The sequence below is a fragment of the Stenotrophomonas maltophilia genome, assembly GCF_004920835.1.
Lineage (GTDB): Bacteria > Pseudomonadota > Gammaproteobacteria > Xanthomonadales > Xanthomonadaceae > Stenotrophomonas > Stenotrophomonas maltophilia_AQ.
Genome location: NZ_QFHO01000019.1, coordinates 42,869 through 57,082, shown reverse-complemented (window position 1 = coordinate 57,082; position 14,214 = coordinate 42,869). Strand labels below are relative to the sequence as shown.

11 protein-coding genes are annotated in these 14,214 nt (G+C 66.3%); 4 read left to right on the top strand and 7 right to left on the bottom strand.

From position 1 onward, the window contains the following. Positions 1-9 precede the first annotated feature (9 nt). Positions 10-1,332: an ABC transporter permease gene (locus tag DI041_RS14125; RefSeq protein WP_046984561.1), complete on the top strand. Its 1,323-nt coding sequence runs from the start codon at positions 10-12 to the stop codon at positions 1,330-1,332. A 369-nt stretch (positions 1,333-1,701) separates the two neighbouring features. Beyond that, on the top strand, positions 1,702-4,527 hold the full coding sequence (locus tag DI041_RS14120; protein WP_136639124.1) for a TonB-dependent receptor plug domain-containing protein: 2,826 nt from the start codon (positions 1,702-1,704) through the stop codon (positions 4,525-4,527). A 158-nt stretch (positions 4,528-4,685) separates the two neighbouring features. Here DI041_RS14120 and rarD read toward each other — a convergent pair whose 3' ends face one another. Further along, on the bottom strand, positions 4,686-5,582 hold the full coding sequence (gene rarD, locus DI041_RS14115; RefSeq protein ID WP_136639123.1) for an EamA family transporter RarD: 897 nt from the start codon (positions 5,580-5,582) through the stop codon (positions 4,686-4,688). Beyond that, on the bottom strand, positions 5,579-6,484 hold the full coding sequence (gene yedA, locus DI041_RS14110; protein WP_012509785.1) for a drug/metabolite exporter YedA: 906 nt from the start codon (positions 6,482-6,484) through the stop codon (positions 5,579-5,581). The genes rarD and yedA overlap by 4 nt, the downstream gene beginning before the upstream one ends. A gap of 312 nt (positions 6,485-6,796) precedes the next feature. On the opposite strand from yedA, the gene DI041_RS14105 reads away from it, so the two are divergent. Continuing rightward, positions 6,797-8,131: an MFS transporter gene (locus tag DI041_RS14105; RefSeq protein ID WP_004137399.1), complete on the top strand. Its 1,335-nt coding sequence runs from the start codon at positions 6,797-6,799 to the stop codon at positions 8,129-8,131. A 262-nt stretch (positions 8,132-8,393) separates the two neighbouring features. Here the strand turns inward: DI041_RS14105 and DI041_RS14100 are convergent, their stop codons facing one another. From DI041_RS14100 to DI041_RS14085, 4 genes are all read right to left on the bottom strand, one after another. Continuing rightward, positions 8,394-10,046, bottom strand: a complete 1,653-nt coding sequence (locus DI041_RS14100) for a M28 family metallopeptidase (RefSeq protein ID WP_136639139.1) — start codon at positions 10,044-10,046, stop codon at positions 8,394-8,396. A gap of 105 nt (positions 10,047-10,151) precedes the next feature. Continuing rightward, positions 10,152-11,084, bottom strand: a complete 933-nt coding sequence (locus tag DI041_RS14095; protein ID WP_136639122.1) for an MBL fold metallo-hydrolase — start codon at positions 11,082-11,084, stop codon at positions 10,152-10,154. 156 nt (positions 11,085-11,240) lie between these two features. Then, positions 11,241-11,543, bottom strand: a complete 303-nt coding sequence (locus DI041_RS14090) for a hypothetical protein (protein ID WP_046984557.1) — start codon at positions 11,541-11,543, stop codon at positions 11,241-11,243. A gap of 126 nt (positions 11,544-11,669) precedes the next feature. Further along, positions 11,670-12,962 carry a tryptophan--tRNA ligase gene (locus tag DI041_RS14085; RefSeq protein WP_136639121.1) on the bottom strand — a complete coding sequence of 431 codons (1,293 nt, stop codon included), beginning with the start codon at positions 12,960-12,962 and terminating at the stop codon, positions 11,670-11,672. Between the two features lie 108 nt (positions 12,963-13,070). On the opposite strand from DI041_RS14085, the gene DI041_RS14080 reads away from it, so the two are divergent. Next, a complete protein-coding gene (locus DI041_RS14080) occupies positions 13,071-13,871 on the top strand; it encodes a hypothetical protein (RefSeq protein WP_136639120.1) in 801 nt (266 codons plus the stop codon). A 73-nt stretch (positions 13,872-13,944) separates the two neighbouring features. Here DI041_RS14080 and DI041_RS14075 read toward each other — a convergent pair whose 3' ends face one another. Further along, positions 13,945-14,166 (bottom strand): CsbD family protein, encoded by a 222-nt coding sequence (locus DI041_RS14075; RefSeq protein ID WP_004153772.1) that lies wholly within the window; start codon positions 14,164-14,166, stop codon positions 13,945-13,947. Positions 14,167-14,214: the final 48 nt, after the last annotated feature.

Below are 14,214 nucleotides of genomic sequence, written 5' to 3'. Positions count from 1 at the left end.
GACACCGACATGTTCAAGAGCAAACTCAAGAAGTGGCTGGGCAATGCGCTGACCGCGCTGTTGCTGGTGATCGGCCTGGTGCTGTGGATCGGCCTGCCGTGGATCGGCGTGTTGGCGGTCGCCGTGCTGGTGGCACTGTGGCTGCTGCTGACCCGTGGCGGGCGGCTGGCATTGGCGGCTACCCGCATCGGCGTAGCCAGCCTGCCGCAGCGCTGGGGCGCGTCCTCGGTGATCGTGGTCGGCATCGCCGGTGTGGTCGGCGTGCTGGTGGCGATGCTGGCGATGGGCGAAGGCTTCCAGGCCACGCTCAACAACACCGGCGATGACACCACCGCCATCGTGCTGCGCGGCGGCTCGCAGGCCGAAACCAACTCAGTCATCACCCGCGAACAGGTGCCGACGTTGTCCACCCTGCCCGGCATCAGCCGCGATGCCGAAGGTCGGCCGCTGCTGTCACCGGAGCTGTCGCAGGTGGTCAACCTGGTGTCGAAGTCCGATGGCACCGACGTCAACGCGCAGTTCCGCGGCGTCGGCCCGCAGGCGTGGGCGGTGCATGACAAGGTAAAGATCGTCGAAGGCCGCACGTTCGCCACAGGCCTGCGCGAGATCGTGGTCGGCCAGGGCGCCAAGGGCCAGTTCCGCGATCTGGACGTTGGCAAGACGCTGACCCTGGGCAACCAGACCTGGACCGTGGTCGGTGTCTTCGCCACCGGCGATGCGCATGATTCGGAACTGTGGACCGACGCCGATACGTTGGCCACCACCTACCAGCGCAGTGCGTGGCAGTCGATCAGCGTGCGCACCGATGGCAAGGCCGGCTTCGAGCAGTTCAAGGCCGCCGTAGCCGCCGATCCGCGCCTGAAGCTGGACGTGGAGACCACCCGCGTCTACTACAGCAAACAGGGTGGTGGATTGACCAAGTTGATCGACATCCTCGGCAAGGTGATCGGCACCATCATGGCCGTAGGCGCTGTGTTTGGTGCGCTCAACACCATGTATGCCGCCGTGGCCACGCGCGCACGCGAGATCGCCACGATGCGGGCAATCGGCTTCCGCGGCCTGCCGGTGGTGACTGCAGTGATGCTGGAAACAATGCTGCTTGCACTGCTGGGTGGCCTGCTGGGCTGTGCGGTGGCGTGGCTGCTGTTCAATGGCTACAGCGTGTCCACCATCGGCAGCAACTTCAGCGCGGTGGTGTTCAAGTTCCATGTGTCGCCGGAACTGCTGTGGACGGGCCTGAAATGGGCGCTGGGCATCGGCCTGGTCGGCGGCCTGTTCCCGGCGCTGCGTGCGGCACGATTGCCGATCACCACGGCGCTGCGCGAAACCTGAGCATCACGCAGCGACAGACTGCGCATCGTGCAGAGGGACGGAGCGAAGGCTCCGTCCCTTTTTCTTTGGTGGGGTCAGATCCCTTCGCTACGCGAAGGGATCTGACCACGATCTGGGTGGTTGTCGCTACAGATTGCGTAGATACCGCCGCTACCGATGCCTCTGCCCGTCGCAAACGCAACGCGCGTGACGCTGCGCACAGTGCATCTGTGGATTGTTGGTTGCGATTCATTTTCGCGCACATTCGCGGCGCAGCGACAAACAGTTACGAATGGAAACAATCTAGAATCGCGCCCCCACGTTGGTTTGCAGCACCCCACGCGCCCACAGAACGGGCGCATGTTTTTTCTGAAACACGAGATTTCACGGATGTCCCTGAGAACCAATCCGCTGCGCAACGCGATCGTCATCGCGCTGGCCGCCAGCTGCACCACCCCCGCCTTCGCACAGAGCACCGGCGACGCCACCACCACTCTCGACCGCATCGAAATCACCGGCTCGCGCATCCGCCAGGCCAGTGTCGAGACCGCACAGCCGGTGATCGCGCTCAACCGCGCCGAGATCGAGAAGAAGGGCTACGTCAACGTCGCCGACATCCTGCAGGACATTCCCGCCGCAGGTTCGCCGAGCATGGGCCGCGCGTCTTCGCTGACCTCCTCGCGCGACTTCGGCGGCATGTACGTCAGCCTGCGCAACCTCGGCCCGGAACGCAGCCTGGTGCTGATCGACGGCCGCCGCATGGGCGTCAGCGCCGGCGGTTACTCCGACCTGGCCTCGATCCCGTCGGCCATCGTCGAGCGCGTGGAAGTGCTGACCGACGGTGCATCCGCTCTGTATGGCTCGGACGCGGTCGCCGGCGTGGTCAACATCATCACCCGCAAGAACTTCGATGGTGGCGAAGCCAGCGTCTACGTCGGACAGTACGGCCAGGGTGACGGCCAGAAGCGTTCCTATAGCGCCACCTTCGGCAAGACCTTCGACCGCGGCTGGTTCACCGTGGGTGCCGAGCGCACCAAGGAAGACGAAGTGCTGGGCAAGGATCGCGAGTTCAGCCGCTATCCCAACGGCCCGCGCCACCCGACCGACAACCTGAACGGCAATACCCCGTGGGGCTACGTCACCGTCGGTGGCAAGAACCTGACCGTGGGCCCGGGCGGCGATCCGAGCCAGAAGAGCAACTTCCACGCACCGGATCCGGCCGATGGTGCCAACAGCAAGACCAACATGAGCCTGCTGACCGGCCTGGAGCGCACCTCGGTGTTCGCCAACGGTGGCTTCTCGATCACCGACGACCTGCGCATCGTCGCCGACGCGCTGTACAGCAAGCGCGAATCGACCAAGCAGCTGGCCGGCTACCCGTACTCGGTCAGCGCCGCCCAGGCGCGTAACGGCAGCCGTGCCGCCCTGTCCAAGGACAGTACGTTCAACCTGTGGGGCCAGGATGTGCTGTTCGCGCACCGCTCCGAGGAGCTGCCGCGCGGCACCGAGAACAATCTGGAGACCAAGCGCGCCAGCATCGGCCTGGAAGGCAGCTTCGAAACCGGTTCGCGGTACTGGGACTGGAACGTCAGCTACATGTACAACCGCAATGAAGGCGAGCGCATCGGTACCGGCAGCATGTACCAGCCGCACGTCAACCAGGCGGTCGGTCCGTCCTTCATGGATGGCAACGTGGCCCGCTGCGGCGCACCGGGTGCGGTGATCGCCGGCTGCGTGCCGTGGAACCCGGCTGCGCCGATGGGTTACACCGGCCCCGGCTCGCTGAGCAACCAGGACGTGCAGGACTACCTGTTCGCGCGCTTCGTCGACAAGATGAAGAGCACCACCAAGGTGGCCAGCGCCAACATCTCCGGTTCGCTGTTCACCCTGCCGGCCGGCGACATCATGGGCGCGATGGGCTTCGAGCACCGCAGCGAAGAGGCCAGCTACACCCCGGACATGCGGGTGCAGAAGGGCGAGATCGTCGGCACCACCGGCCAGCCGACCCGTGGCGACTACTCGCTCAACGAGGTCTACCTGGAGCTGCAGGTGCCGCTGCTGACCGATCTGCCGTTCGCGCGCGAACTGTCGCTGGACGTGGCCGGTCGCTACTCGGATTACAACAACTTCGGTTCGACCACCAACAGCAAGTTCGGCCTGAAGTGGAAGCCGATCGACAGCCTGCTGGTGCGCGCCACCTACGGCACCGGCTTCCGTGCGCCGACCGTGGATGACCTGTACGGTGGCACCGTCAGTACCCGCGATTCGTTCACCGATCCGTGCGATACCTCGTTCGGTACCGCTGCGACCAGCCCGACCGTTGCCGCCCGCTGCCAGGCGCTGAAGGTGCCGGCCAACTTCCGCCAGCTCAACAGCGATGGCACTGTTGCCACCAAGCCGGGCCAGCAGTCGACCGTCGACTTCAACTCCGGTTTCAACGCAGAGCTGAAGCCGGAAACCGCCAAGACCTGGACCGTGGGCCTGGTGTACAGCCCGGACTTCGTCGCCGGCCTGGATGTCAGCCTCGACTGGTGGAAGATCCGCATCAACAACGCCATTGTCTCCGAGACCGCCAACAGCATTCTCGAACAGTGCTACGTGCAGGGTTCGGATGCCGCGTGCGGCCGCTTCACCCGCGGCAGCAACGGCCAGGTCAACAGCCTGGACCGCTCGCTGGTCAATGCGGGTTTCCGCGAAACCGCCGGCTATGACATCAATGTGCGTTACCGCCTGCCGGAAACCACGTTCGGCCAGTTCGCCGTCAACTGGAACACCACCTACACCGACTACCTGAGGCAGCGCAACGACAACGCCGCGACCACGCCGGTGGAACAGCGCACCAGCTGGGGCGGCGAGTTCCGTGTCCGCTCGACCTTCAACCTGGATTGGCAGTACGGCGACTTCGGCATCGGCTGGACCGCGCGCTACTACTCCAGCATGAAGGAGAAGTGCTCGTACATGGACGAGTGCAACCTGCCGGGCTTCAGCTCGTCGTACACCAGCGCATCGCCGACCAACAAGGTGGGCTCCAACACCTTCCACGACCTGCAGGTGCGTTACAACCTGCCGTGGGACGGCACCGTGTCGCTGGGCGTGAACAACGTGTTCAACCACCAGGGTCCGATCATGTACAGCCAGCCGAACAGCAGCTTCACCTACTACGGTGGCTTCGACATCGGCCGCTTCATGTACATGAAGTACCAGCAGCGCTTCTAAGCCTGCAACCGCGTTCCCGCCACAGCCATCTCTCTCCTGGCTGTGGATGGAAGCAGAGCGGCGCCCTTCGGGGCGCCGCTCTTTTTTGGGGAGCGGGGTCGGATCCCTTCGCCCGCGAAGGGCTCTGGCCCCATGGCTTCGCCGGGCATGGCCCGGCGCTACCGCTTGGCGCGCATCGTGCGGATGTTGTCGCCGACAAACAGGATCAGGCCAGCCCAGATCGCGGCAAAGCCGATCGCCTTGGCGGTATCGAACGCTTCGTGGAAGAAGAACACGCCCAGCAGCAGCTGCAGGCTCGGCGCGATGTACTGCAGGATGCCGACCAGCGACAGCGGAATGCGCTTCACGCCGTAGGCGAAACCGATCAGCGGTACCGCAGTGATCGCGCCGCCGAAGATCAGCAGCAGGTCGTTGCGCCAGCCCCAGCCGTGGAAGAACGCGCCACCATGGCCGTTCTCTGCCCAGACCGCAAAGGCCAGCGCCGGCAGGAACAGGTACAGGCTTTCCACGCCCAGGCCGGCCACCGGATCGACCGAGACCAGCTTGCGCAACAGGCCATACAGGCCGAACGAACAGGCCAGGCCCAGCGCGATCCACGGCGGCGTGCCGGCATCGATGGTCAGCCAGGCCACACCCACCGCCGCCATTGCCACCGCCACCCACTGCAGTCGGCGCAGCCGCTCCTTCAGCACCAGTACGCCCAGCAGCACGTTCACCAGCGGATTGATGAAGTAGCCCAGGCTGGTCTCGATGACGTGGCCGGCATTGATCGCCCAGATGTACAGGCCCCAGTTGAAGGCAATGGTCAGGCTCGACACCAGCAGGATCGGCAGCGCGCGCGGCTGCGCAGCGATCTTCTTCCACCAGCCCAGGCGCGAGCTGAGCAGCAGCCAGCCCAGCACCATCACGGTGCTCCAGATGATGCGGTGGGCGATGATCTGGAACGAGGGCACCTCGTTGAGCAGGTGCCAGTACACCGGCACCAGCCCCCAGATCACGAAGGTGGAGGCAGTGACCAGCAGGCCACGGCGTTGTTCTTTCTCGTCCATGCTCATTTCTTTCGCGTCCTCGCCATCGTCAACACCACCACACCCAGAAGAATCACCGCCATGGCGAGGAAGTCCCGCCATCCAAAGCGTTCACCATTCAATGCGGCGCCCAGCAGCACCGCGATCACGGGATTGACGTATGCATAGCTGCCCGCCAGTGCCGGGCGCACGTTCTGCAGCAGCCACACGTAGGCAGTGAAGGCGACGATGGACCCGAACACGCACAGGTAGGCCATCGCCAGCAGGCCGCCGGTGTCGGGCAGCGTGGTCGGGCGCTCGCCAACCGCCAGGCCGATCAGCACCAGCAGCACGCCGCCGCAGAGCATCTGACCGGCGGCGGTCATGAACGGGCCCGGCAGGTCCAGCCCGCGCGCCCACACCGAGCCGAACGCCCAGCCGATCGGCGCAATCAGCAGCAGCACCAGCCCGGTGGGCGAAGCGGTCAGGCTGCTGCCGGCATTGAGCCAGACCACGCCGACGAAGCCGACGGCGATACCCAGCCATTCACCCTTGCTGGCGTGCTGGCCGCGCAGCGCCGAGAACAGCGCCATCCACAATGGCACCGAGGCCACCGCCGTGGCGGCCAGGCCCGAAGACACCTCGCGTTCGGCCAGTACCACCATGCCGTTGCCCAGCACCAGCATGGTCACGCCCATGATGACCAGGTTGCGCCACTGCCGCAGAGTCGGGTTCGGCATCTTCCAGAACAGGCGCAGGGCCAGGAACATCAGGCCACCGGCAATGATGAAGCGGCTGCCGGAGACCATCGTCAGCGGCAGCGCGCCGCCGTGCAGGGCTTTGGCGATGCCCAGGTAGGTCGACCCCCAGACCACGTAGACCAGCAGCAGCGCCAACGCGACAAGGCCACCCCGGGGGGCAGCCGCAGACGGAACAGGGGGAGCCGACATGACGCACCAGAGGGGCCGGGGGAACGCGGATTCTAGGACGTTCGGCCGGCTGAAATAACCCCGGTTTTCAACACACTGCAACTCGGATGGGCGATCTTCCCGGGTGCCGGACGCGAAAGGGCGTACGACGATTTAGCTATAGGCCCGTCTGGCGCCCGCTGTCACCCTGTCCGGTCCCATTCCCCGCCCGCTCGTTCGGCACCCGGCGTTGACGTGGGATGCATTACCTAGGAGGCTGGCCGCAAGCGCCCCGCGCGCGGCTGGCACCGATCTTTCCCGCACGGAAGCGCCGCATCGAGGATTCCCACCCGGATGAGCACCACGTCCCATTCCGCTGTCCCCAGCACCGACGGCGCCGCGCTGCGGCGCTCCATCTCCAATACCCTCAAAGGCTCCGCCGGCAACCTGGTGGAGTGGTACGACGTCTACGTGTACTCGGTATTCGCCGTGTACTTCGAATCGCAGTTCTTCTCGCCGGATGACAAGAACTCCACCATGTACGTGTGGGCGATCTTCGCGGCAACCTTCCTGATGCGCCCGATCGGCGCCTGGTTCTTCGGCCGCTTCGCCGACCGCCATGGCCGTCGCCAGGCCCTGACCGTGTCGGTCACGCTGATGGCGGCCTGCTCGTTCCTCATCGCCATCACCCCCACCGCCGCCAGCATCGGTATCTGGGCGGCAGTGATCCTGCTGTTCGCGCGGTTGCTGCAGGGCTTCGCCACCGGCGGCGAGTACGGTGCCAGTGCCACCTACATGTCCGAGGCTGCCATCCCCGGCCGCCGTGGCTTCCTGTCCTCCTTCCACTACGTCACCCTGGTCGGTGGCCATGTGCTGGCCCAGCTGACCCTGCTGCTGATGCTGACCTTCTGGGGCAAGCCGGAAATCTCCGAATGGGGCTGGCGCATCGCCTTCGGCATCGGTGGCATCGCGGCGGTGGTGGTGTTCTGGCTGCGCCGTGGCATGGACGAGTCGCTGTCGGAGTCGTCCATCGAGGCGGCACGCGAGGGCAAGGCACAGAAGTCCGGCTCGATGTACGAGCTGTTCGTGCACCAGTGGCGGCCGCTGCTGCTGTGCTTCCTGATTACCGCCGGTGGCACCGTGGCCTTCTACACCTATTCGGTGAACGGCCCGAAGATGATCCAGAGTGCCTTCGCCGCCAATGATCCGATGACCGGCACGCTGATCAACCTGGGCGTGCTGGCCTTCCTGATGGTGCTGCAGCCGGTCGGTGGCTGGCTGTCGGACATCATCGGCCGCAAGACCCTGCTGGTGTTCTTCGGCGTCGGCGGCGTGCTGTACAGCTGGTACCTGATCACCCAGCTGCCGCACCAGCATGACGCCACCCTGGCATTCCTGACCCTCGCGCTGGGCTTCGTCATCCTCACCGGCTACACCTCCATCAACGCGGTGGTGAAGGCCGAACTGTTCCCCACCCACGTGCGTGCACTGGGTGTGGGCCTGGGCTATGCACTGGCCAACTCGCTGTTCGGCGGCACCGCCCCGCTGCTGTACCAGGGCGCGCTGAAGACCGGCCACGTGGACTGGTTCGCCATCTACGTCACCGCGACGATCGCGGTATCGTTGGTGGTCTATGTGTTCTTCCTCACCAACAAGGGCCCGAACTGGCTCGACGGCACCCGCAAGTAAGCGCGCCGTCATGATCGCGGCCACCGGTGCAATGCCGGTGGCCGCTGCGTCTTCCGCCACGCCACTGATGTGAATCGCGGCGACGCTGGCCGCAGCCACGGCATTGGCCTGCGCACGATGGTGGCCTGCTATCTGGCAGCACTCGCAGCCGCCAGCTGGGGCGCATGCTGCGCCGGCGTCGGTAGTGCCGGCCGCTGGCCGGCAACCACGCCGTCTTTCCGAAGGTTCATGAGGTTGCCGGCCAGCGGCCGGCACTACCCCCTCAGCGGCGGGCCGCTTCGCTCTTGTCGCGCGCGCCGTGGAACTCCGATTCCTTCTCCCACGTCGGCCAGCGGCGGCTGTTGGCCAGCTCGGCGCCCAGGTCGTAGACCAGCAGTGTATCGGCGGCGTGGCCGCTCGGATCCCAGCTCGGCGTCCACGCATCGCAGGCCTGGTGGTAGCAGTCGGCGAAGTACTTCTCGCGCAGCGCGCGGCCGGCTTCAACGCCACCGTCCAGCTTGTCCAGGCCCGGGCCGATGGTGATCGCCGGCACACCCAGCCGGGCGAAGGCGAAGTGGTCGGCACGGTAGAAGAAGCCGGCTTCCAGGTTCGGGTCCGGGCTGTAGCCGCGGCCACGGGCCTTGGCCACGCGTTCCAGGTCGCCTTCCAGCGAGACCCGGCCCTTGCCCCACGAGGCGATGTCACGGGTCGCACCATCCGGGCTGAACATCTCGATGTTCAGCACTGCAGCGGTCTTGTCCAACGGCGCCAGCGGGTGCGCGGCGTAGTAGCTGGCGCCCAGCAGCCCCTTCTCTTCGGCGGTGAGGGCCACGAAGTACAGCGTGCGCTGCGGCTGCGGGCCGGCGGCGAACACGCGACCCAGTTCCAGCACCGTGGCCACGCCGGTGGCGTTGTCGATCGCGCCGCGGCGGATGCGGTCGCCCTTGGCATCGGCCTGGCCGATACCGAAGGCATCCCAGTGCGCAGAGAAGATCACCGCCTCGTCGGCATGCTCGCCACCAGGCAGCTTGGCCACCACGTTGCGGGTCACCACCTGCTCGCGCTTGAGCGCGAAATCCACGCTCAGCTTCGCGTTGTCCAGTGCCACCGGGCGGAAGTCGGCACGCATCGCCTTGCGCTTCTCGGCATCGAAGTCGAGGCCGGCGTCGGCGAAGATCGCTTCGGCCAGCTCGCGCTGCATCCAGCCGCGCAGCGGCGTGTGCTGGGCCATCGCCTCGGCCTGGCCGCGTTCGATGTCGAACAGCGGCGAGGTGCCCGAGCTCTTCACCGTGGCCCAGCCATATGCAGCCGGTGCAGTCTCGTGCACGATCAGCACGCCCTCGGCACCACGGCGTGCGGCTTCCTCGAACTTGTAGGTCCAACGGCCGTAGTAGGTCACCGCCTTGCCATCAAATGCACCCGGCGCATCGGCTTCGAAATCGGCGTCGTTGATCAGCACCACCGCGATCTTGCCGTGCAGGTCCACGTCCTTGTAGTCGTTCCACTGCCGTTCCGGCGCGTCGATGCCGTAGCCGACGAATACCAGCGGCGCGTCCTTGATCTGCACGCGCTTGCGCGGCTGCAGGCTCTGCAGGGTCACGTCCACGCCGTTGGCCAGCGCGCGCTTGCCCTGCTTCAGCGACAGGCTGGCCTTGGCCGCGCCATCCAGCTGTGCGCGCACCAGCGGCACCGGCTGCACCCAGCTGCCGTCCACGCCGCCCGGCTGCAGGCCGTAGCTGCGGAACTGCTCGATCAGGTACTGCACCGTGCGCTCTTCACCCTCGGTGGCCGGTGCACGGCCCTCGAATTCATCCGACGCCAGCACGCGCACATGGCGCGACAGTGCCTGCGGATCGATGCCGCCACCCGGCAGGTCGTTGGCCGCATGGGCCAGGCCACCGACGAACAGGCAGGACGACAGCAGCAACACGCGCATCGGATTCACGGCAATACCACGGCTAGCTTGGAAGTCACCAGAGTGTAACGTGGTCGTGACACCGCGGCGCAGCCTGGGCCAACGTCATCCACGCATGGCGTGGATCTACTTGCTGATGCGATCCAGCCAGCAGGCCAGGCCTTGGGCGTTGAGTTCGATGTCCATCGCCAGAACAGCGGTCACCGCGGCATCGTCCAGCGCACAGCCATGCAGTTGTGCACGTTCCAGGTACAGCGCCTGCAGTGCGGCCAGCAGGCAGCGGTGGCGATCCGGTCGACCATCGCACTGGCGGCCGATGGCGGCCATCGCATCGATCTGTTCGAACAGGTCGTCGGCCAGTTTCTCCACCTGTTCCACACGACCGTAGTGGGTCAGGTACATCGCTTGCGGCGCGTAATCGAGCATGCGCCGGATCGAAGCCTTCATCGCTTCTGGATCGAACTGCACCGGCGACGAAGTCGGGAAGATGAAAGCACCCTGCGCACTGTCCAGCTCACGGTAGGAGATACCGAACGTATCGCCGGTGAACCAGCTGTGGCTGCGCGCATCCCACACGCAGTAGTGGTGCAGCGCGTGGCCCGGCGTATGCAACAGCACCAGTTCGCGGCCGGCCAGGTCGATGCGGTGGCCGTCTTCGGCCACCACCACACGGTGCTCCGGAATCGCCTCGATGCGACCATAGCTGCGCGCGATCTCTTCGGCGCCGTACACCGCGGTGGCGCCGGCAATCAGCCGGGTCGGATCGATCATGTGCGGCGCACCGCGCGGATGCAGCACCGCCTTCGCATTCGGCAGCTGCTGCATCAGCAGGCCTGCACCACCGGCGTGGTCCAGATGTACGTGCGTGAGCAGCAGCCAGTCCACTGCTTCCACGCCCAGACCGGCCTCCGCCAGCGCCTGCAGCATCGCCGGTACCGACAGGCCGGTGCCGCAGTCGACGAACGCGGCACGGCCGTTTTCAACGATCAGATACGCCGCGTCGAAATCCGGGCGCTGGAAACCGGTATCGATGGTGTGGATGCTGGGGTCGGCGGTCATTGGCACGCACCTGGCAGGATCGGGAACAGACACCCATGGTAGGCGCGCAGGCGGCCCGGGTTCGATGCGGCTTTGGTCGGGTAGTGCCGGCCGCTGGCCGGCAACCTCGGTGTAGCCAGTTGAATGCAGTTGCCGGCCAGCGGCCGGTACTACCGATCAGCCGGAGCGCAATGCGAACCGCGGCCGCAGCAGCAACGCCAGCACCAGCACTGCCAGGAAAGCTCCATAGGCATACAGCACCGCCAGCACCTGCGGCCAGATCGGGCCGGCGCCGGGCTGCACCAGGCCGATATGGTGGCCCCACAGCATCGCCAGGATGCTCAGCAGCAATGCCAATGCCAGGGCAGCACCATCGAACAGGCGCCGCCGCGCGCTACGCGGCTGGCGCGGGAACAGCCAGTACAGGCTGCCCAGCAACAGAAACCAAGGCAGGAACAGCAGCAGCGACAACCAGGCCATTGCAGACTCCATGTCATCGCGCCTGAGGCGCGCGGACATCATGCCATGGCCGCCGATTGCGGGTAGTGCCGGCCGCTGGCCGGCATTCCGCCCTCAACAGCGCCGACCAAGGTCGGCATCTACCGATCAGTCGGCGCGCAACACAGCCAATGCCGCCAGCACCGCATCCACCTCGGCTTCCAGCTTGAACAGCTCGCTCTGCAGCTGGTCGCCCTGCTCGGCCTGCTTGATCACCGCGATCAACTGGCCCGCATCGCGCGGCGAATCAAAGCCTTCGCTCTGGATCAGCAGCGTGCCGTCACCGGCGGTCAGCTTGAAGTAGAAACGGCCGTCCTTCTCGCGGTACTGCTTGAACAGCGGCGGTGCCACGCGGGCCACGCCAGCGTCCTCGCTGGCGATGTCGCCCGCGGTGGACAGGTCACGCAGGCCCACCGCATGGCGCAGCTCGTCCAGCAGCGGTGCCGCCAGCTGCTCGCGCAGCTGCTGGCCACGGCGCTTGAGCAGCGCCTCGATCTTCTCCGGCTCGGCCATCAGCGCGTTGTAGCGCTCGCGCAGCGGAGAAAGCTCGCTGTCGATGCGCTCGAACAGCTGCTGCTTGGCATCGCCCCAGCTGATGCCGGCGGCGAACGCCTTGGCGAATTCCGCGGTCTGTTCCGGGGTGGCGAACGCCTGGTACATCTGGAACAGCGCCGAGCCCTCGGTGTCCTTCGGCTCACCCGGTGCGCGCGAGTCGGTCAGGATCGAGAACACCAGCTTCTTCAGCTCCTCGCGCGGCACGAACAGCGGAATGGTGTTGTGGTAGCTCTTGCTCATCTTGCGGCCGTCGAGGCCGGCCAGCGTCGCCACCTGCTCGTCGATCACCACGTCCGGCAGCGGGAAGTACTCCTTGCCGTACACGTGGTTGAAGCGCTGGGCGAAATCGCGCGCCATCTCGATGTGCTGGATCTGGTCGCGGCCCACCGGCACCTGGTTGGCCTTGAAGATGAGGATGTCGGCGGCCATCAGCACCGGGTACATGAACAGGCCGGCGCTGACGCCCGCGTCCTCGTCCACGCCTTCCTCGCGGTTCTTGTCCACCGCCGCCTTGTAGGCGTGCGCGCGGTTGAGGATGCCCTTGCTGGCGATGGCGGTCAGGAACCACATCAGCTCGGTGGTCTCGCGGATGTCGCTCTGGCGGTAGAACCACACATGTTCCGGGTCCAGGCCGCAGGCCAGCCAGCTGGCCGCGATCTCCAGGGTCGCGCGCTGGGTGCGCTGCGGATCCTGGGACTTGATCAGGCTGTGCAGGTCGGCCAGGAAGAAGAAGCTCTCGATCCCCGGGGCGCGGCTGGCCGCGATGGCCGGACGGATGGCGCCAACGTAGTTGCCCAGGTGGGGCGTGCCGGAGGGGGTGATGCCGGTAAGGACTCGGGTCGTCATGACTGCGTGGGGTAACCTTCGATGAACGGGGCCAGTTTACCTTGCACGCCACCAACCCCGTCAGGGCCCGCGGCGCGTTCATTCACGCAACCCCGCTGGAGACGCCCGATGAAACGCCTGCTGCCCCTGCTGCTGATCCTGCCCCTGGCCGGCTTTCGCCCGGCCCCGATGCCGCCGCCGGTGTACGAAGGTGGCCCCGTGCGCATGTCCCTGGTCGACCGCGACCGCGGCACCGAACTGCGCAGCTACCCCGCCGAGGGCCAGCGTTGGGTGGCCGGCGAGCGCGGCCACCGCTACGCCGTGCGCCTGTACAACGACAGCCCGCGCCGGGTGCTGGTGGTGCTGTCGGTGGACGGCGTCAACGCCATCTCCGGCGAAGATGCCGATCCCTCGCAGACCGGCTACGTGCTCAACCCCGGCCAGCGCGCCGACATCACCGGCTGGCGCAAGAGCCAGGACGAAGTGGCGCAGTTCGTGTTCAGCAGCCCCGGTGGCAGCTATGCCAGCCGCACCGGCCGTCCGGACAACATCGGCGTGGTGGGCGTTGCGGTGTTCGAGGAAGCACGACGCTGGTACCCGCAGCCGATCCTGCGCCGTGGCCTGCCAGCACCGGCCCCGGCGGCCGAAGCAGCGGCCGATGCCAGCGCCAGCAACAGCCGAATCGAGGGCTACGCCAGCAAGTCGCAGGCGCCAGCGTTGGGCACCGGCCACGGCGCACGCGAACAGTCCTCGGTACGCGATACCGACTTCGAACGCGCCAGCCGCAGCCCGGCCCAGGTCCTGCAGCTGCGCTACGACAGCGCCCGCAACCTGCGCGCACGCGGCATCCTGGTGGATTCGCCGTCGCGCCTGCCGCGCGAACCGCAGGCGTTTCCCAACCGCTACGTGCCGGACCCGCCGGCGCGCTGATCCTCCCGACCAGACAACACAACGCCCGCAACCTCACGGTGCGGGCGTCGTGTTGTGGGGGAAACCGAGGCGCTTACTTGTAGTCCGGGTAGTCCTTGCTCACGGCGTCCTGGAACTCACGCACTTCCTTCTCCGCGCGATCCTTGGCCCAGCCATAACGTTCCTGCAGGCGGCCAGCCAGATACTCGGCATTGCCTTCGGCCACATCGAAGTCGTCGTTGGTCAGATCGCCCCACTTGGCCTGGGCCTTGCCCTTCAGCTGCGACCACTTGCCGGAAATGATGTCTTTGTTCATTGCTGGGAGTCCTTGGTTGCAACGGCGTTCTTACCGTGGCTCCAGCTT